This is a genomic window from Treponema sp. UBA3813, from assembly GCA_002368605.1.
Taxonomy (GTDB): domain Bacteria; phylum Spirochaetota; class Spirochaetia; order Treponematales; family Treponemataceae; genus Treponema_D.
The window spans coordinates 29,213-49,349 of record DFEB01000008.1 but is presented as its reverse complement, the minus strand read 5'-3'; the positions used below and the strand labels follow the sequence as shown (position 1 = coordinate 49,349).

Genomic DNA, 20,137 nt, shown 5'->3' with positions numbered 1-20,137 from the left:
GTCTTGGAAAAGACGCAGCTCAGATTATCAGCCGAATCAACGGCTTCACTTATGTTCAGACAAAATTCGACTACTTCAACGGCCAGGGAACTGACAAGGCTCTCACAGTCGTTAAAGAAGTTCCTTACGGCTCAAACCCTGACCGCCTCATCGTAAAATGCTACGGTGCAGACGATGTTCGCGAGGGCGTTGCAATCATGTGGCACGAGGATGTTGATGTTTCTATCACAGGAAACTCTACAAACCCAACTCGTTTCCAGCACCCGGTCGCAGGCACTTACAAAAAGGAGCGCCTCCTCGCCGGTAAAAAATACTTCTCTGTAGCTTCTGGTGGTGGAACAGGCCGAACTTTGCACCCTGATAACATGGCTGCAGGCCCGGCTTCATACGGCTTTACTGATACTTTGGGTCGTATGCACTCAGACGCTCAGTTTGCAGGCTCTTCATCAGTTCCGGCACATGTCGAAATGATGGGCTTCATGGGCATGGGTAACAACCCGATGGTAGGCTGTACAGTAGCTTGTGCAGTAGCAGTTGCAGGTAGCTTTTAAGCGAAAAAGCAATAGCTGAATAAAAACGGCTTGCGGGTCCCAGCGACGACAAAAAGCAAGGATTCTCCCTTCACAGGGGCCCCCTTACTTTTTGTCTGCGTCCCACAAGCCGTTTTTTTTGCATTTTTGTGCTTTAGTTTTCACTTTAAGGCTTTGCGGGACTAAGGAAGTCCAGAGCGTATTGTGTTGCAAGGGCGGCGGCGTAGGTGTAGCTGTCTTCCGATAAATCAAAATGATCGTTATGATGGGCGACCCTTGTTTTTTCGGAATCACCTGAGCCGACATGAACATAACAGCCTGGCGTTTTCCTGAAATAGTCTGCAAAATTATCCGAACCGAATCTTTTGTCCAGCGTGGTTATGACATTTTCAGTTCCCAGCAATTTTTGGGCTGATTCTATGACTTCCCTCGCGCTTTTTTCGTCATTAAAGCACGGGTCACAAATATCCTCAATAAAAACATCAACTCTTGCTCCGTATTCATCGGCGACATTTCTGGCAATCTTTTCAATAGTGCTTCCAAGTTTTTCACGGACTTCTTTTGAGAATGCACGGATTGTTCCCTCCAACTCTGCTTGCCCTGGAATTATGTTGTAGGTTGTCCCTGCAGAGATTCTTCCGACTCCGATTAATGCGACCTCCACCGGACTGACGAGCCGCGAGACGACAGTCTGTAATTGTGTGGATATGAGAGAGGCTATAAAAAGTGAGTCGATACCGTCCTGGGGGCGGGTAATGTGAGCTGATTTACCATAAATGCTTATTTTGAAACGGTCGCAACTTGCCATGTCTGCTCCTGCTTTTACTCCGATTTTTCCCACATCTAAAGAAGATTGAAAGTGAATCCCAAAACAACGGTCAGCTTTGTCCAAGACTCCGGATGCGATAATGTCTCTTGCTCCCTTTCCGATTTCCTCGGCTGCCTGAAAGGCGAGAATGACTTTTCCCTTGAAATCATTTTTATGTTCAGATAGAAGTTTTGCGCTTCCCAAAAGATATGCGGCGTGTCCGTCATGACCGCAAGCGTGCATCACCCCTTCATTCTGGCTCTTGTATGGAATATCATTGGCTTCCTGAATGGGAAGGGCATCAATGTCTGCGCGGAGAAAGAGAGTTTTTCCTTTTTTTCCAGAATCAATTTCCGCAATGACATTTGTTTTGCCAACGCGGAAGTGTGTGACTCCGATTTTATCCAGCTCTTCTTCAATTCTCTGACAGGTGAGAAATTCTTCCAATCCTAATTCCGGATGCTGGTGAAAGTAATTTCTCTGTTCTACCATATACGGTTTCAGTGTTTTTGCTTCGTCTAAAATATTCATAAAAACTCCTTTTTTTTTCAAAACCTATTGACACAGTAGGTTACTAGGTATATAAATATCTTATCATAAATAAACCTAGTATTCCAATAGGTAAGGAGCAAAAATATGAAAAAAATTACTAAAAATTCCTTGAGAATCGCACTTTTAACCTTGGGTGCTGTCGCAGTTCTTTCTTCCTTTGTTTCATGCAACAAAAAAGAAAACTCTTCGAGCGAGAAAAAGACTTTGACTTACAGCCGTTCACAGGGGCCTTATACTGTCCTTTTTGAAAATGGTGTCGCGCCGATTCTTGAGGCAAAAGGCTACACTCTGAAAGGTATTGATTATTCAGAACTTTCCCTCGCCGATGACGCAGTAAATGGAGGCGATGTTGACTTCAATGTTGAGCAGCATACAGCTTACGCAGAGAGTTACAATAAAGGAAATAATGGTGACCTTCTGCCGATAACACCGATTCCAACAGTTCCAGCCAGTATGTTCTCAAGCAGATACAAGTCTCTTTCTGATATTGAGAAAATTGCAAATCCGAAGATTGCAGTTCCGAACGATCCTGCCAATACGGCACGGGCTTATGTTCTTCTTTCAAAAATCGGCTGGATTACTCTCAAGGATGGAGTGAATCTTTCCACAGTTACAAGCGAAGACATTGCCTCAAATAAATATAATATTGTCTTCACTGAGATGAAGTCGCTTAACATTCCACAGGTTCAGGATGATTTTGACTTTGTCGTGATTACAGGCTCTATCGTTTACAACGCAGGCATTGACGCAAGCACGGCACTGGCAAAGGAAAGCGTTCTCCCGCATCTTGTCTTGCAGGTTGTAGTAAAGGCAGAAAATAAAGACAGTCAGTGGGCTAAGGACATTGTTGCCGCCTATCATTCTGCAGAATTCAAGGCATATCTTGAAAAGACCAATTATGAGAACGGACTTTTCTGGATTCCTGAGGATTATTCTTTCAACTAAAAAAAAGAGGTCGCCTGAGATGATTGAACTTGAGCATGTATCAAAAATATTCAGAACAAAGACTAATACTGTCCATGCCCTGAAGGATATTTCTCTTTCAGTCAGCAAGGGCGATATTTTCGGGGTGATTGGCTTTTCCGGAGCGGGAAAATCGACCCTGCTCCGTATGGTGAACGGTCTTGAAGTTCCTACGGAAGGCCGGGTAACCGTGAATTCACTTTCAGTCGCGGAATTGAAAGGAAAAAAATTGCGTGCATTCCGAAAAGACATAGGCATGATTTTCCAGCATTTCAATCTTTTGGAAAGCAAAACGGTCTATGAAAATGTGGCACTTCCCTTGAAGCTTGCAAAAAAGTCGAAAGGGGATATTGAGTCCAGGGTAAAAGACTTGCTTCATTTCGTTGAGCTGGATGATAAAATCCTCTCTTATCCCAAAGAACTTTCTGGCGGACAGAAACAAAGGGTGGGAATTGCCAGGGCTCTTGCCCTTAATCCGTCAATCCTTCTTTGTGACGAGGCTACCAGCGCCCTGGATCCCCGGACAACGGACTCAATCCTTGCGCTTTTGAAAAAAATCAACAAGGATTTGGGGGTTACGATTCTGATGATTACCCATCAAATGAATGTAATTCAGCAGATTTGTAATAAAGTGGCCGTTCTTGAGAAAGGAAGCCTGATTGAGAGCGGTTCCGTAATCGATGTTTTCGGTAATCCAAAATCCCCTGTAACGAAGAATTTTATTCGCACGGTTATAAATGACCGCCTGCCTGAGAGCGTGAAGTCTTTCCTTAAAAATTATACTGGAAGCCAGAAAGTCCTCAGGCTCCGCTTTGACGGAAAAAACGCGGACGAGCCGATTATGGCAGATGCAATCAGGGAGACCGGCGTTAGCATTTCGATTCTTTACGGAATTGTAACTGAGCTTGAGGAGAAAATCGTCGGATTTCAGACAGTGCAGCTCAGGGGTAGCGAAGAGCAGATTGCCGCCGCAGAAAAATTCTTCGATGAAAGAAATGTGCCGAAATTTCCGGTTGAATTATAGGATTAGAAGGAGTGTATTATGATTTTCGGAATCAGTGCGATAAAAATCTATACCAGCATTTTTCAGACTTTGTACATGGTCGGGCTTTCGCTCTTGGCGGGGCTTCTTATTGCCCTTCCGCTTGCAGTGATTCTTTTTCTGACCAGAAAGGACGGTCTTAAAGAAAACAAACTGATTTACACGAGTCTTGGTCTTGTGATTAACATTATCCGCAGCGTGCCTTTTATCATTTTGATTGTCTATATTATGCCGCTTACGAAAATTATTGTTGGAACCCGCGTCGGCTCTACGGCGGCTTTGGTTCCTCTGGTGGCATATATCGCGCCTTATTTGGCCCGGCTGATAGAGAATGCGCTTCTTGAGGTTGACAAAGGAATCATTGAGGCTGCGCAAAGTATGGGGGCAAGCACCTTCCAGACGATAATAAGATTCGTTCTTCCTGAAAGCCTGGGCTCAATCGTGCTGGGCGTCACGACTGGAACAGTAGGCCTTTTGGGTGCGACGGCAATGGCCGGTGCTGTCGGTGGTGGCGGTGTGGGGGATTTGGCACTCACATACGGTTACCAGCGCTTTAATCAGCCGCTTATGACATCAACGGTGATAATACTGATTGTCTTTGTTCAGATTATCCAGACGATTGGAAGTCGGGCAGCCCGAAAAGCTAAAAAATAGGGCGGAAGTTAAATCTCGTATTTCCGCGTGACAAGCCGCTTTTCAAATTCATCATGGTCAAGGGCCTTATCGAAAAGCCAGCCCTGGGCCATGAAACAATCATTCTTGAGTAAAAATTCTGCCTGTTCTTTTGTCTCAACGCCCTCCGCAATCACTTTTATTCCCAGTTCCTGAGCCATCTTGATGATTGAGCGGCTTATAATTCGGTCTGTCCTTGCTTTTTTATCGTCGCCGGCCGCCACATTGTCGATTAATGATTTGTCGAGCTTGATTACATCTGGGTTAAGGTTTCGGACAAGGCTCATGGACGAATAACCTGTTCCAAAATCATCGATTGAAATCTTAAAACCCTCGTCCTGCATTTTATTTACGAAAGAGACGAGCCGTTCAAAATATTGGTAATCAGAAAGTTCCGTAAGTTCAAGCTCAAGGTATTTTGAAGGAACATCGTATTTCTTTAGAGTAGAAATTATATGTTCCTCAAAGTGCTCGTCCGAAAGGTGGAGTTTTGAAAAATTCGTGGATATTAAGACTGGCTCAATTCCCTTGTCTATCCACTCACGGATATTCCTGCAAACGGTTTCGAGGACATAAAAGTCCAGATTCTTGATTGTGCCTTCCTGTTCGAGTATGGGGATGAATTCTGCCGGAGTTATGAGCCTTTGGGCGTACCAGCGGGAAAGAGCCTCACAGCCGCAGAGCATGTTCGTTTGTAAATCGACTTTTGGCTGGTAATAGACCTTGAATTCGTTTTTTGCAAGGGAGTCCAGGAACATGTTCGAGATGCTTTTGTCGTGCAGGGCTTTTTCAAGCATTTCTCTCTCAAAGAAAAGTATGTCTTTGTTGCGCGAATGCCGCGCGCTGTCCAGTGCCACGGCCGAATTCGACATGATATCACCGAATGTGGTTTCTTCGTTTGTTTCGTAGACTCCGGCCCTTACATCGATTTTTATGGATTCGACGGTTCCCTTGTTGTTTACGCTGATTGAAACATTTTTGATGAATTCGATGAATTCTGAAAGGCGTTTTTTTTCCACCAGCGTGAGAAAATTGTCGCTTCCGAGACGGGCAAGATAGCCTTTCCCTTCCAGAAATCCCTGGACGAGCATCGAGTATTTCCGCAGGATGATGTCGCCGTTATCGGTGGTGACCCGCTGGTTGATGTACTTGAAATTCTTGAAGTTAAGGAGAACTACGGAGAAATTCTGAATCTCTTTTTTGGAGAGGATTTCACCTACGGTTTCCTGCAAGCCGTGAAGATTCAAAGCTCCCGTAAGCGAGTCTGTGATTTTGACCGCATCCATGAGGTTCATCAGGCGGGCGCGGCTGCACAAAAGATAGGAGAGATCTACATAAAAATCCACGAATTTTTTGTTTTGATCTGTCCATTCGATTTGGGGGAGCAGGTTTGCCTTGAGACGGATAAAGCCGTTTTCTTCGGTAAAGTAAAATTTTTCGTATGTGTCAGGATTGAATCCAGCAGGGCTTTCATAGCTTACCATCTCTTTGTTGATGCCGAGAGGTTCATAAACATTTTGTGGATTTGACACGACTACGGAAAGACGGCCTAGCTGGAGTTCTTCGGCTAGGGCTGGCAGAGTTTCCTGAAGTTTTTCGTTCATTTCGGCAAGGGTCGTTACGCTGCTTGTAAGTACGGAAATGAGATCGCAGAGTTTTTCGCTGGCAAATTCTTTGGGCAAGATGAACTCCTTTTTCATTCTATTTTAATATACTAGTTGATTTTTTTTCAAGTTTTTAAGACAATCATACACAATAAAAAATAAAAATTATGGAAAATAACGCTTTAACACTTGCTCATTTGGAGACTTTATCTTCGGCTGATTTGATTGCTCTTGCCGATGATTATGGAATAGATATTCCTGATAACTTAAACCGCCGCTTTATTATCGGGGAATTGCTTGAGGTTGCTCAGGATATGCCTGCCGAATCGGAACCTGTACAGGTGATGAACGAGCAGGGGGAATTCCCCGAAAAGTCTGGGGAACTTCCTTCTTCTTTCAACGAAACAGAAATTTCTGTCATCTTAAGAAATCCGGCATGGGCCTTCGTTTATTGGGATATCAGTGCTGATGGAGTTAAGAAACTTTCAGAATCCTCTCGCCTGAAAAATCTGCTTCTCAGGGTTCTTTATTTTGAGAACGAAAGTGAAACGAACCCTATTGAATATTTTGATTTACAGATAAGCCTTGAAGACCGAGAGCAATATATACTCCTTGAGCCTGGCAAAAAATTCTTCCGTGTGGATTTGGTAGCGCTTTTTAACGATGGCTCTTCTGACAATCTCACGATTTCCGATCGAATCAGGCTTCCTGAAACTCCCGCGATTTTTTCTAAGGCTTTTCCCGGTCAGGAAGTCGATATTCCTAAAATCCTTGAGGTTTCTGGAATGAAAAAACTTTTAAAATCTCATTACGAAAAATACAGACAGTCTTTTGTGGATTAGTCGGAGCTTATAATGTCAAAGAATTTAGTTTTAACGATTGTCGGTCATCAAGGGTATATACGCCACGAAAATGAAAAAGAATTTGCGCTTCAGAATGATATTTTATTCGGTTCGATTGTGCAGACTTATCTTCCAATGCTTAATATGTTCCATCGCCTCGAAAACGAAGGAGTCGATTTTAAGCTTGCCATGGTTTTTTCGCCGTCCCTTTGCGCCTTGCTCGACGATGAAATGGTAAAAGAACAGTTTGTTCGTTGGCTTGAAAAGCGGATTGCTCTTGGAGAAAGGGAGGTTGTGCGGCTCTCTGGAAAAGATGATCTTCTTGAAAATGCCAAAACTTGTCTTCAGAAGGCAAAAAAAGACTTGATTGATTTTACTCAGGTTTATTCACGGAATCTCCTCAAGGAATTTGCCTGTTTTGCAGAAAAAGGAAAACTTGAGCTTCTTTCAACTTGCGGTACTTATGCTTTCCTTCCACACTACGGTGACATGACTGAAATATTAAATGCTCAGGTAGAGGTAGGATTGTATTCTCACCGACATTACTTTGGCTCAAATCCAGATGGGTTTTACCTGCCTTTCATGGGCTACACTCCAGGAATTGAAAAAGTTCTGCGTTCATACGGCTTCCGTTACACTATTGTTGATGTGAGAACCATGCTTTTCAGTGATAGTCTCCCGGAAAATGGCATTTTCTCTCCTGTTCGCTGTGACCTTGACACAAATACAAGCCTTTCTCAGGCATCACTTGCTCTTTTCTGTCAGGATGCTGACACTCCTGATGATATCACTGGAGAGAACGGATTTGCTTCTGCTCCAGTTTATAAAAATCAAGGAAAAGATGTCGCATTTGATTTGCCGGCAGAGGATCTTATTAAAGCTGGTTTTATTGAGGACGGAATGGCAAGGTTTCCGTCATATTTCCGTTATTGGAATAAAGACGATGAGGGCGTGTACAAGCAGAGTGATGCCCTTGCCCAAGTTCAGAAAGATGCAGATTCTTTCCTCCGGTGTAAAAATGAAAAACTGTCAGAGGCCGAAAAATGTATGAAAAGCGGAGAGCCTTCGCTTCTATGCGTAATCGATGCGAAGCAACTGGGGCAGGACTGGGCTGAGGGAATTGACTGGCTTGAAGCTGTTTTGAGAAAAGCGGCTGCTTTCGAAATCAAACTGTCTGCTATTTCCCCTCTCATCGGGAATCAGTTCTCGCTGCAGAAAATCGTGCCTTATCCTGGTGCGGCTCAAGGAAACAGCTATGGTGAGGATTTGCTCGACAGTTCAAACGGCTGGATGATTCGTTACACAAGAAAAATGTGCGAACGAATGATTGATTTGTCAGACCGCTTCCCGAATGAGACTGGTTTGAAAGTCCGTTTGTTGAATTTGGGCGCAAAAGAACTTATGATTGCCCAAAGTGCCGAGTGGGCGAAAATGATACATGACGGCTATTTCCCGGAATATGCCACAGAGCGTTTTAAGGAGGCTATTGAGTCCTTTATGATTGTTTTTGACGCGCTTGGTTCTAACACTGTGAGCACGGAGTGGCTTACGAAACTTGAACGGGAACATGCCATATTTCCTTGGATGAACTTCCGCATGTTCTCTCGAAAAAAATAAAAATCAATCTTCTACAACGACCGAGTAGATGTCTTCTAGCTCGGTCTTGTTTTTTATAAAATTGTAGGCAGAATTTCTTGCCTGAATTGCAGGCTCAAAGCGGATGTTGAGAGGGCTTGATGCCGCGAGATAAATTGCCTGGTTCCATAAATCAATGGCTTCGTTGTAATAGCCGTTTGCGTAGAATTTAAGCCCGGATAGATAATATTCATCAACCTTTTCCATTGTGGCCTTTCTTCCGCGGTCTCCGAAACGCATTTTCGCGCTGAGGCTGATATGGTTGGCAGGATTTGCCGAAGATGTGAGGTCAAGGATATAGGCAATATCCATTTTGATTCCCTTGATGTCGAATTCGCTTCCGATTGAAAAACGGGGGTTTGAGCCTTGTAAAAGAAATCCGCATTGAAAGGCAAAAATCGGAGTGACGGTAGCTTCGAGCCCAGCCGCTATTGAGAGCGCACCGCTTGAAGAAAAATTGCTTATGGCGACAGGCTTTCTCACTTCGGCAGAGAGCAGAAGACGGGGCGCTATGCGGTAGGAACTTGCCATCGTAATTCGGGCCGGAGTGTCATCGTCCTTTTTGATTTCCTTTCCGAAGCCAGTGAGGGCAATGCCAAAATTGTTGAGCGTTAGCCCGATTTTTATGTTAGGCTCGCGGTCGCTGTAGAATTTAAGTGCGTTGAATCTGAGCAGGATACCGCCGTCTGCCATGAGACCGAGGGCACTTTGCTCAAGACCGGAGCCTGAAATAACCTGATCGCTTTTGTTGTCAGTGTAATCAGGAACATTTCTCCATGCGATTTTTCCGTTAGCTCCCAAAGCAAGACCGCGGAATGTGTAGCCTGAGAAAAAATTGTAGGCAATATTAAATGTCGCGCTTGTCTCGCTGTAATAATTGCCAGTAACCCGGTCTCCGTAAAGATTGTATTCTGAGAAGGGGACGTAAAAGCACTTGAACTGTGTTCCGTAACCCAAGGAGCCGTTTCTGCGGGTGAGGGCGATTGTTTCAAGGGCGGAATCGGCAATCCAGGCGTTGTGAGAAACCGATATTTCCGTGTTTTCAAGGACTGCGCTTGCCGCAGGATTGTAATCAAAAAAAGAACTGTCATCGGCTATGGCAGTAAAAGCCGTGCCAAGTGCTTCCGTGCGGCCTCCTGAAGGAATATTCATTGAACGGAATACAGTGCAGCCTTCATTGTCGTCGATTGAAGATGAAAAAATATCTGCGAGGGAAGATTCCGTGCTGGAAAGATCGAGGGCTGAAAGCGGGCTGAGAATAATGAAAAATGCTATTATACAGAAGATTTTTTTCATCATATTATATTATAATGTATTTTCGGAGAAATATCTCTATCGGCTTACAATTATAACCGAGAATTTAAAGATATTATTTTCAAAAAAAATGCGTAGAAAGCAGATCGTGCTCATTATCTTTCTTTCTCTTTCTCTCTGTTGCAAAGGGCGGCTCTTTTCTCAGGAAGAGCCTGCTCAGGAACGCGTTTTGTCTTTAAAAGAAATTGATCAGCTGATTGACGATACTTCATATAATGAGGCTCTTCTAGAGCTTACAAGGTATCTTTCCGCTTATCCCAATGATTTTGACCGGGCGCAAAAGAGAATTTCCAGAATCATGAAAATCCGGGAAGAATATAATAAAGGGGCTGAATCTCTCGTGGATATCATCAAAAACGGAGATGAAACAAAGGCAGAAAAACTGACAAAAATCACTGAACTTGAGGGCTTTGAGAGTGACCCGTCAGAGATAACCGTTGAATTTACAAACCTTGCCCGTCGAACTGTCACTTTGGGCGAAGTTTTGCTACAGTACAACCGAATTATGCGTGAGGGGGTCGCCTTGGTTCGAAAAGAATCCTATGAGGCGGCTGCCATAAAATTCGAAGAAGGCTTCGCAATAAAAAATGAATTCTCTGACCTTGTCTTTGACACTGAGGACATTGAAAATGGAGCGGAAGGAAAACTCGTCGTCTATGAGAACGATATTACTTCCCCTGTAAAGTCTGCAATCAATTCTGTAAAAAGTCTCGTGTCAGGCGGAATTGTAACTGGAGGACTCCAGAGCCGCATCGATGACTGTGAGAAAGCCTATGAAGAATACATGCACGCGCTCTCTCAAAAAAACAATACGGAAGCCGTAAGGAATGCGCTTCAGAAAGTAAATGACGCTTTTGGAAAATATGCAGATTTGCGAAATAAAATCCTTGCTCAGTCGCAGATTTTGGAAAAGGCTGATAAACTGGCAAACGAACGGAATCCCCTCCTTATGGGAACTTCATACATTACTTTTCAGCAGAAATTTATTCTTGGCGATGAGTCGAATCCTGACACTGGAATCATCGGTGCTTTCGATGCCTATTTTAACCGCCGGGTGGAATCCATGAAGTCGAAGACTCATACCCTTGTGTTTGATACGCTTAATTCTCTGATAAAGCGGCTTCCAGAAAACAAAATTTATTCTCTCGCAAAAAAAATCGAACCAGAGCAGAAGAATGTTGCCTCAGCGAAAGATTTCGCCCAATTCTCCGTGGCATTGCATAATCTTTATGCCCTTGAAAAGAGCATAGATGGCTCGACGGTCCTCGAAAAACATTCTGCCCACAGCTCATCGATTTCTTTTGTTTCTGAATACATCTCTGATCTTGCCCTTGCTTATGACAGCGTTGTCCGCCTTGCTGGTGAAAAAGCTCAGAAAGAGGAAATCGACAAAAATGATTTGAGGTCAGCAGTCTTTGAGTCTAACCTTGCAAAATTGAATCGTTATGAAAAAATCAAGGCTGACTCAAAAAAATATCTCTCCCTCATAGATGACGAGCTTGAAAAAGAAAAGGCTTATTTTGACAAAAAAGCGCAGAGACAGCGGGAGATTGAAGAACTTATCGAAATGAGTGGCGGAAAAATCAGTCTTGCGGAATTCAACAGGAGAAATACGGCTGGCGTTCAAATTTCCGATGACCCGCTTGATTTCCGAAAGCAGATAGATTATTTCACTTCAGTGAATAATCAGAATCTGAATGAGGCTTCAGAAGGCGCAAGAATTCTGTGGGCTTATGTCGCCCATGCTTATGCCGTTTATGCTCAAAATTCTTATAATGAATTTGAAAAACGCTGCTCATCGACAGATCTGCTTCTTACAGGAGAAAAAAGCTCTGCCTCAGCTGATGAATTCGATTCTGATTTTATAAAAAAATATCCGGTAGAGGCTAAGGCTGACGCAGAAAAAATCAATGCTGATATTGCTGTCAAAAAACAGGAGCTCCAATCTCAGAGAAGTTATCTTTCTGGGGGTGAGGAATACCGCTTGCTAGAAAAAGACTTTGATTCTGGAACGCTTGCCCTTGATAAGGTTATTAAGGATTTTGATTCCCTTGTCGCCCGAAATAATGATGTTATCGCAAAAGCGGAGATCGAAATCAGAAAATATGAGGCTGCTCTTGCGGATGCTTACGAGCAGTATGATGCTGCCATAGCCGCTTTCAAAAAAGAAAACTTTGACAATGCAAATGCCGCCGTTGACAGTGCTTCTGAAAAATTTGCCCAGGCCCTTGATATCGAATATTCTGAAAAAATCCGCTCTATGAGAGAAGTCACTCTCAACGACCTTGCTGTACGCATTCAGCAGGCGGAATATGAAAAAGTACTCAGAGAGGTCTTCGCTCTTAAAGACAAGGCCACGACATATTATTATTCAAGTAATTTTGACGCCGCGGAAAATACGCTTGTTTCCGCTCAGACTAAGTGGGCTAAGGTTAGCACTGAGCCTGATTCTGAAATCGAAGATTTGCTTAACATCGTTAAGACCGTAAAGAGCGTTAGTTTTGGCCGCGTGCTCCTGCAGTCTGATCCCCATTATCCGGAACTTTCATACAGCCTTGATATGGCAAAGCAGAATTTTGACCGTGGAAGTGAATTAAAGAAAAATGGAGATGCCCAAAAAGCAAGCGAAGCCTTTAATGCCGCCCTCACGAATATCCGGAACGTGCAGAATGTTTATCCTCTTAACAAGGAAGCCCGGCTGATTGCCCTGAAAATACAGCGCGAACTTGACCCGGAAGGCTTTCCCCGTCAGTTTGAGAATCAGTACAATGCGGCGAAGATGAACTCAAATAAAAATGAGCAGCTTGCCGACCTTGAGGATTTGTATGAAATCAATCCGAAATATCCAGGATTGGCTCAGGAAATCTATAATCTTAAGGATTCACTGGGGCTTTTCCCAAAAAAAACGGTTCAGAAAGATGTCAGGAAATCAGCTGATTCAAAAATCGCCGAGGCTAGAAGGGCATTTAAGGCGGCTGGAAACGATGAGAGTAAGTTGAATCAGGCATTGCGACTCGTGAACGAGGCGATTTCAATTGACGGAACCAATAAAGCTGCCAAAGAACTCAAACTTGACATTCAGCTCAAAATCGGTGCGACGGCGACGGCAATCCTTTCACAGAGTGACGAAAAAATGTATGCTGAGGCTGCGCGTTTGTTTAACTTGCGAAGGTTTGACGAGGCAAAACAGTTGATGGACAAGCTTTTGACTGGAAATGCGGCTAAGAGAAGCCGTAAGGTTATTGACTTGTATAACCGATTGCTGAAGCGTTTGTAGCGGAGAAAGAATTGAAAAAAATATTCATCGTTTTCGTATTCTCACTTCTTGTTTCTCATTTTTTTGCGCAGCCGAAAGAGAATTTTTTCTGGGATTCTGTTCAGGAGATTTCAGAAAAAAATTCTTATTTCCCAGTTTCATTTGCGGATAGTAGCAATGCCTATGTTTTTTTTGAGTCAGTCGATAAAGCAAAAAAAGAAATTAGAATTTCATGGCGACAAAAAGAGGCCGGACGCGACTGGTCTGATATTCTTTCCCTTGAAGACTCATTCCGTTATTCAGGGGACGATGTTCCTGACATGTATTCCACTGCTATTTCTGAAGATGAGCGCATCGCTGTCTCTGTCCTTGATTCTTCTTCCTCAAGCAGCCTTGTAAAAGTCTACTTGTCTGATAATCATGCAGCCTCTTTCTCACAGTTTGCTTTTCCGCCCCAGCAAAAACAGATTGCCTCTTCAAGAATTTTTTCTTCTGGCAAGGGGTTTATTCTTTTTATTTCATTAGGTGAGGGAAAGCAAAGCCCGACCGAATCTTCTTTTTCACTTTTGTATTCCGAGTCTGAAGACGGCATTCACTGGTCTGAATTAAGCGTTTTTCGTCCGGCTCAAAACATTGCAAATGCCTTTTCTCCTTTTTTTGCGAGAATCGCTGACCGTGATTTTGTTTTTTTTGAAGGCTGGAGCGGCAGGAATTCTACTACTTCACTGATTTATGCGGCTTCCCGTGTCCACGGAAAAAGCTCATGGTCTGAGCCATTTGTTGTAACCGATGATTCTTCCCTTGCCGACAGTTCAAAATCTTACCTTGATTTCAAGAATTTCCGGCCTTTTGTCCTGTCGGATGGAAACGAAACAAAAATGATTTGGGAGAGAACTGCAAAGACAAGCGGAACTGCCACTGTCATTGTTTCTTCTCTTGGAATCGATGGGAAAATCCTCTATAAAAATGATGTGGAGGAACTGAATGCTTTTGGAAATGCCCGCCGTCCGTCGCTTTTTCTTTTTAACGGAAAATTCTTCGCGCTTTGGTTTGATGACAGAAACGGCTTGAGCACGGTGCGGCTTTCTGAAAATCTTGGCGTTCAGTGGACGGAGATTGACTCTATACAGAGAATTCAGGGAAATCAGTCGGCTGCATCTTTCCCCTGCGCGGTGATTCTCCCTGGTGACAAAGCATCGCTTTCCCTCTCATGGCAAAAAAAATCTGGAAACGCTGAGCAAATTGTCCTTTTGCCAGAAGATTACCGGGCTCTTCCGCCAACATTCAGCGCCCGCAACTTTAAAATCGGCAGGCACGGAAATATAAAAAATCCTTCAGTCCGCGTTATACCGGGAAACGATGCCTCTGGAATCGCAGGATTTTCTGCAATCTGGACTCTGGATAAAAATGAAGAGCCAGAGAAAAGTATGTTCGCGGATAATTATCACGCCTTGTCTGATCCGGTGATTTCTGCACGGATACCTGAAGGTGTGAGCGGAGATTGTATCGTTTATTTTAAGGCCTCTGTTCTGGATAAAGCAGGAAACTGGTCTGAGCCTGCTACACTTGAGTATTACTTTGACCAGACGCCTCCGCAAAAAGTCAGGGATATTTCTTTTGACAAGGATGAATGGGGATTTGCTTCGTCCAACGATGTAGCTTTATCATGGAAAAATGGCGAGACAGAGGAGGATGAGATTGCGGGGTATTCATGGACTCTTACAAAAATTGCTCCCCTTGAAAAAAATCTTGCCGTATCAAAGACAAAAGCTCTTCCCTATGCCCCTGAAGAAAGCGAGGTGATTCTTTCTGGCATTGTTGAAAAAAACGCTGCTAATCTTTCCAAGGCAAAAATCCCGTCGGTAAAGATTGATTCCGATAAGCCCCAGTCTTCATTCAAAAACCGCGATAATGGTCTGTATGTGTTTTCCGTTCGGGCTATTGACAGCGTAGGAAATGCTGGTGATGTGGAAACATGCCTGCTTTTCCTCAATAAGTACAAGGCTGCCACTCAAATAAAAGATGTCATCGCCAGCACTGATGAATTTGGAAATGTCTCTCTTTCCGTAAAGGGCGAGGAATTTTCTTATGATGGAAATATTTCTGAAGTCATTCTTACTAAGCAGGAAAACGGCGAAAAAATGATTCTTAAAAACGGAGAGGATTTTAAGATTTCAAAGGACAAGGGTGAGCAGGAACTTATTTCAGGAATAAAAATCGAAGGAATGAATGCTGGAACCTACACCCTGCAAATCCGACATTCGCAGCGGGGTCTTTCTACATGGAAGAAGAATCTCATTATCAAAGAAAATGGCACGATAAAATACGAGAAGCAATATAATTTCGAGCCCTTATGGCGTATACTCCCGGAAGGGACAAAAAAATATCACATAGATACAGACAGGCTCCTTTTCTGGTCTTCGATGCTTCTCCTTCTGCTGGAAATTCTTGTCTGCTCCCGCGGTCTGTTTGTGACTGTGGGCGATGCGATAAAAATACGAAAAGATGTTGAGTTAATTTTGACAGGAGATTATATGGCAAAAGAACAGATGGAAAAACTTGAGTCGAGCCTGCGCGTTCGCTTCTCCCTGCGCCTGAAATTTGGTTTTATGATTACAGGCTTGCTTCTTTTTATCGTTGCGGGCGTTGCGCTTGCCATTGGCGAGCAGATGTCGAAGACTCAGGAGAAAATCTTGATTGCCGGCCTGAAGGACCGCGTAAAAGTCGTTATGGGAAACATGTCCAGCGGAACCCAGAGCTATCTTGACGATGGCCGCGACAAGCTTGTGGAAATTGGAGCGATTGTCAATCAGACAGATAATTTTGCCGAGTCTCACTACGCTACTATTTTGAGTTATGAGATTGACGGAAAAAAACTTAGTGACGGAAGCCGACCCATGGATTATGTTTGGGCAACAAACGACGAAGATATTGTCAGAAAAATTAACTCGGTGTCTTTTGATGCCGGAACGGTGCGTTTTGAGAGCAATGATAATTTCTATGCGGATTTATGTCAGAATTTGAACAGGGGTGCCAGAGATGTCGTTTCAGGACTTTCAAATACAACTGGAAACAACGCAAATCTTATTTTCAGGAAATTAAACGAATTTTCAGCCGCGAGCTATAATTCTTACCCGGAAATGTCCGATGAAAAACTTGACCGTAATGTGACGGAATATTATTTTTACTGGCCCGTTTTGTATCAGAAGGGTAGCGATAATGAGAATTTCCTTCAGGCTATGATTTTGATGGAAGTCTCGACCGATACCTTGATTTCTCAGATTGACTCGTCTCATCGTCTTGTAATGTCTATCGCTTTTGTTGCTGGCGTTGTGGCGGCACTCTTCGGACTTTTTTCAGCCTTCCTGCTTTCTTCGCTCATTGTCTCTCCGATTCGGCGCATTGTCTCTCATGTCAAAAAAATCACTGATACAGAGGATAAACTTCTGCTTGAGGGTGTTGAGATTAAAATCACCTCACATGATGAGCTCCGTACTCTGGGCGACTCGGTAAACGACATGACCAAAGGTCTTGTAAAAGGTGCCAAGGATGAGAAGCGGGCAAAACTTGCTTATGAGCGGGCGGCAAAAGACCGGGAACGAGCGGCTCGTGCTCAGGCGGAGGAAGCAAAGGCTCGCGCTGAGGCTGCCGAAATGAATATCATGAACCTTGACGGACAGGCCGTTCAGAAAGCCTTTATTCCCCTTGTAAGTGAAGGCAACGAAAAGGAGACGGTAGCCGCCTTGAACGAAAAAGAAATCCAGCTCTACGGCTATTACGAGGGCACGGATGCGGTTTCCGGCGACTACTTCGATTACAAAAAACTTGACGACCGCTGGTATGCCTTCATCAAGTGCGACGCTTCCGGTCACGGAGTTCCTGCCGCCCTAATCATGACAATTGTTGCGACGATTTTCCGCCGTTATTTTGCTGACTGGAAATTCGAAAAGAACGGAGTCAAGCTCAACCTTCTTGCCGCTGATATCAATGATTTTATCGAATCTTTGGGATTACGGGGCAAATTCGCTGCCATGATGATTTGTCTTTTTGACACGAAAACCGGCGATGTCTACACCTGCAATGCGGGCGACAATATCCTGCGAATTTTTGACTCCGCCGAAAAGAAAATCAAAGTCATCACTCTCCATGAAGCCCCGGCGGCAGGTCCTCTTCCCAGCTTTATGGTGGAGATGAAGGGCGGCTACAAGGTCGAAAAAATCAAGCTCAAGAAAGACGATGTGCTTTTCCTCTACACTGACGGCATCGAAGAGTCCACGAGATTCTTCAGAAATGCTGACTACGAGGTGATTGCCTGCGATGAGCCGGGCTTGAAAGAGGGACAAGTCCACGACACCCACAAAAAAGGCGAGCAGTCTGAGCAGATGGAGCCAAAACGGGTTCAGGACATTATCGAGGCTGTCCTCAACAAGAAAAAATATGTTCTCAAACGCTACCATGCTCCTCTTGCCGACGAAAGACTTGAATTCGACTTTAGTAAATGCGAGGGCACGATTGAAGAGGCGATTATCGCTCTTACGGCAGTTGAAAAAGTCTTCCGAATGTACAAAAAGCCTGGTTCCAGCGGAAAGGTTGAGAAAACAGAGATGGACTTGGACGGAAAGAAAAAGACTGTCATTCAGGTTTCTGGTGACGGAATCAAGATTGACCGAAAAATCGACGCTTTCCTTGCCAAATACTTCAACCGCTACGATTATTATTGCGTGAACAAGGTGGACGAAGACGAGACCAACTATGTTTACTACACCGGCGTAAGCGAGGATGTTCAGGCAGACGACCTTACTTTGCTTGCAATTAAGAGAATGTGAGATATAATAATTAGCAATTCATAATTCACAATGATTAATTTTAGGAGCTTTTTATGACAAAGGATGATTTGAAAGGATATTTTGATAAGGGAGTTGAGGCTACGAAGCAGGCTTTGGGAAAGGCGAGCAAGGCAGCTTCAAAATTCGGTGACGAGAGCATTCTTAAGATTGAAATCCAGCAGTTCAAGTCTCAGATTAAAAAAGACAAGGCTGCTCTCGGCGATTTGGCATACAAGGCTTTTATTGAAGATAAGGCTGACTCTCTTTTGGCTGGCGATGAGAATGTAGTAAAGCTGGTAGAAAGCATCAAAAAATCCCAGGAAGAAATCAAAGAAAGGGAAGAAAAACTAAAAACGGAAAGATGAAAACTGAAAACTGAAAACTGAAAGTTAGGCACGGGACATTGCTTGCTTCGCTCGCTCGTCCCGAATTTTCAACTTTCAACTTTCAACTCGTAAATCTTGCTTCTGCCTTTTGTTTCGGTGATTTCCAGGATTTCCATTTTTACTAAAATCCAAATCAAAAGACCTGACCAGCGCGCGTTTTTCGAGCCCCAGGTCTTTTTTATTTCCCTCTCAAAATCAACTTTGCGGAAGAAAGGAAAAGAGCCGTCTTCATTTTTGCGCAAGGTTTCTGGAATCAGTTTTGACCAATCATCTTTCTTGCTGTAAATTTCTTTTTTCGTGATTTTTTCAAGTCTTTTTCCCAGAGGCAGCCAGTTCTTTAAGTGACGGCGGGCCAAATTCTGGGTCTGGGCGGGATTTTCGGTCTGCCGCCGCATTTCCGTGATTTGGCAGTAAAGCACTTCCAGAGTACAGTTTTTGTGCAGGAAGAGGGGGCAGATTTGAGTCATTCCCCTGAGAGAATCGAATATTGTCGCTTTTTTGGGGCTTTTCTTTTTGTAAATGAGAGAACCGTCCCTGCCGTAAAGCTCAATCCACTTGCTTTCGGCGACTGGGTGTACGATTTTGACTTTTCTTCCTGTCTCAAGAATATACTGGACTTTTTCGGTGAGTGCCGAGAGGTTTGAAGTCTGGATTTCGATTGCGTTTCCGTCTTCGTCAAGAATGTCGCAGATCCAGGGCGTGTCATCCAGCTGAACTTCCATCCTGCCATTGGATTCAAGAGCGTAGATTTTTTTGAGAGTCGCGTGTAAATTCGATTCATTGTAGGTGTTAATCATTTTTTTATGCGCTCAAGATTAGCATAAAATTCTGGCATTTTGAATTCTATTTTTTAAGTTTTTACTGCCAGTAATCAAATTTTTGTGTTAAACTTTTTATTATGAATACGACTTTTTGGGGACTTTTGATTCCTTTCCTCGGAACAACGCTTGGCTCTGCCTGCGTGTTTTTTATGAAAAAAGAGATGAATGATACTGTCCAGCGTGCGCTTCTCGGTTTTGCGGCTGGCGTTATGGTTGCGGCGAGTGTATGGTCGCTTTTGATTCCCGCGATGGAGATGTCAGATTCTCTTGGCCGGCTGGCCTTTTTTCCTGCCCTTGCGGGGTTTGCTTTGGGCGTGGCCTTTTTGTTTTTTCTCGACAGGATTACGCCTCACTTGCATGCCATGGCTCAGAATCCAGAAGGTCCGAAGTCTTCTGTAAACAAAATCAGTCGCACCGTGATGCTCGTTTTTGCTGTTACCCTTCACAATATTCCTGAGGGAATGGCTGTGGGCGTTGTTTTCGCCAGCCTCTTGAACGGAGGTGTGGAAATCTCTCAGGCTGGAGCCCTTGCGCTTTCTCTTGGTATTGCAATTCAGAATTTTCCAGAGGGAGCCATTATCTCCATGCCCTTACGCACTGAGGGAAACGGCAAGTTGCGGTCTTTTGTGTACGGAACTCTTTCTGGCGCAGTTGAGCCTCTTGCTGCTGTCATCACGATTCTGCTGACATCCCTTGTACTGCCATTTTTACCTTATCTGCTCGCATTTGCTTCCGGAGCAATGATTTATGTCGTCGTTGAGGAATTGCTTCCTGAAGCGACCAGAGATGAAAAAACTGATGTCTGCACTATTGGTTTTGCAGTGGGCTTTGCCCTTATGATGGTGCTTGATGTAGCTTTGGGCTGATTGTTTTTTCAATAATTTTT

14 protein-coding genes are annotated in these 20,137 nt (G+C 43.9%); 10 read left to right on the top strand and 4 right to left on the bottom strand.

Features of this window, described 5'->3' with window-relative positions; translation table 11 throughout:
* A partial coding sequence (locus tag B2089_RS00870; RefSeq protein WP_296685383.1) for a GGGtGRT protein occupies positions 1–551 on the top strand: 551 nt, incomplete at its 5' end.
* A 145-nt stretch (positions 552–696) separates the two neighbouring features.
* Here B2089_RS00870 and B2089_RS00865 read toward each other — a convergent pair.
* Positions 697–1,869 carry a M20 metallopeptidase family protein gene (locus tag B2089_RS00865; protein WP_296325967.1) on the bottom strand — a complete coding sequence of 391 codons (1,173 nt, stop codon included), beginning with the start codon at positions 1,867–1,869 and terminating at the stop codon, positions 697–699.
* A 105-nt stretch (positions 1,870–1,974) separates the two neighbouring features.
* Here B2089_RS00865 and B2089_RS00860 point away from each other — a divergent pair, with 105 nt between their 5' ends.
* Genes B2089_RS00860 through B2089_RS00850 form a run of 3 tightly spaced genes read left to right on the top strand, consistent with a single transcriptional unit; the run spans position 1,975 to position 4,549 of the window.
* On the top strand, positions 1,975–2,835 hold the full coding sequence (locus tag B2089_RS00860) for a MetQ/NlpA family ABC transporter substrate-binding protein (RefSeq protein ID WP_296325965.1): 861 nt from the start codon (positions 1,975–1,977) through the stop codon (positions 2,833–2,835).
* 19 nt (positions 2,836–2,854) lie between these two features.
* Positions 2,855–3,877 carry a methionine ABC transporter ATP-binding protein gene (locus B2089_RS00855; RefSeq protein ID WP_296325963.1) on the top strand — a complete coding sequence of 341 codons (1,023 nt, stop codon included), beginning with the start codon at positions 2,855–2,857 and terminating at the stop codon, positions 3,875–3,877.
* Between the two features lie 18 nt (positions 3,878–3,895).
* Positions 3,896–4,549, top strand: a complete 654-nt coding sequence (locus B2089_RS00850) for a methionine ABC transporter permease (RefSeq protein ID WP_296325961.1) — start codon at positions 3,896–3,898, stop codon at positions 4,547–4,549.
* Between the two features lie 8 nt (positions 4,550–4,557).
* Here B2089_RS00850 and B2089_RS00845 read toward each other — a convergent pair whose 3' ends face one another.
* On the bottom strand, positions 4,558–6,267 hold the full coding sequence (locus tag B2089_RS00845; RefSeq protein WP_296325959.1) for a GGDEF domain-containing phosphodiesterase: 1,710 nt from the start codon (positions 6,265–6,267) through the stop codon (positions 4,558–4,560).
* Between the two features lie 71 nt (positions 6,268–6,338).
* Here B2089_RS00845 and B2089_RS00840 point away from each other — a divergent pair, with 71 nt between their 5' ends.
* Together B2089_RS00840 and B2089_RS00835 are read left to right on the top strand one after the other, a co-directional pair.
* Positions 6,339–7,013 (top strand): DUF4912 domain-containing protein, encoded by a 675-nt coding sequence (locus B2089_RS00840; RefSeq protein ID WP_296325958.1) that lies wholly within the window; start codon positions 6,339–6,341, stop codon positions 7,011–7,013.
* 12 nt (positions 7,014–7,025) lie between these two features.
* Positions 7,026–8,630, top strand: coding sequence for a 1,4-alpha-glucan branching protein domain-containing protein (locus B2089_RS00835; RefSeq protein ID WP_296325956.1), 1,605 nt, complete (start codon positions 7,026–7,028; stop codon positions 8,628–8,630).
* Between the two features lie 3 nt (positions 8,631–8,633).
* On the opposite strand, the gene B2089_RS00830 is transcribed toward B2089_RS00835, so the two are convergent.
* Positions 8,634–9,944: a UPF0164 family protein gene (locus B2089_RS00830; protein WP_296325954.1), complete on the bottom strand. Its 1,311-nt coding sequence runs from the start codon at positions 9,942–9,944 to the stop codon at positions 8,634–8,636.
* 88 nt (positions 9,945–10,032) lie between these two features.
* Between B2089_RS00830 and B2089_RS00825 the strand changes: the two genes are divergently transcribed.
* The 3 genes from B2089_RS00825 to B2089_RS00815 are packed head-to-tail and all read left to right on the top strand — an operon-like array spanning position 10,033 to position 18,409.
* On the top strand, positions 10,033–13,239 hold the full coding sequence (locus B2089_RS00825; RefSeq protein WP_296325952.1) for a hypothetical protein: 3,207 nt from the start codon (positions 10,033–10,035) through the stop codon (positions 13,237–13,239).
* 11 nt (positions 13,240–13,250) lie between these two features.
* Positions 13,251–18,044 (top strand): SpoIIE family protein phosphatase, encoded by a 4,794-nt coding sequence (locus B2089_RS00820; RefSeq protein WP_296325949.1) that lies wholly within the window; start codon positions 13,251–13,253, stop codon positions 18,042–18,044.
* 53 nt (positions 18,045–18,097) lie between these two features.
* Positions 18,098–18,409, top strand: coding sequence for a hypothetical protein (locus B2089_RS00815; RefSeq protein WP_296325947.1), 312 nt, complete (start codon positions 18,098–18,100; stop codon positions 18,407–18,409).
* A gap of 68 nt (positions 18,410–18,477) precedes the next feature.
* Here the strand turns inward: B2089_RS00815 and B2089_RS00810 are convergent, their stop codons facing one another.
* Positions 18,478–19,227 carry a hypothetical protein gene (locus B2089_RS00810; RefSeq protein WP_296325945.1) on the bottom strand — a complete coding sequence of 250 codons (750 nt, stop codon included), beginning with the start codon at positions 19,225–19,227 and terminating at the stop codon, positions 18,478–18,480.
* Positions 19,228–19,328: 101 nt separating this feature from the next.
* On the opposite strand from B2089_RS00810, the gene B2089_RS00805 reads away from it, so the two are divergent.
* Positions 19,329–20,117: a ZIP family metal transporter gene (locus tag B2089_RS00805; RefSeq protein WP_296325943.1), complete on the top strand. Its 789-nt coding sequence runs from the start codon at positions 19,329–19,331 to the stop codon at positions 20,115–20,117.
* Positions 20,118–20,137 lie beyond the last annotated feature (20 nt).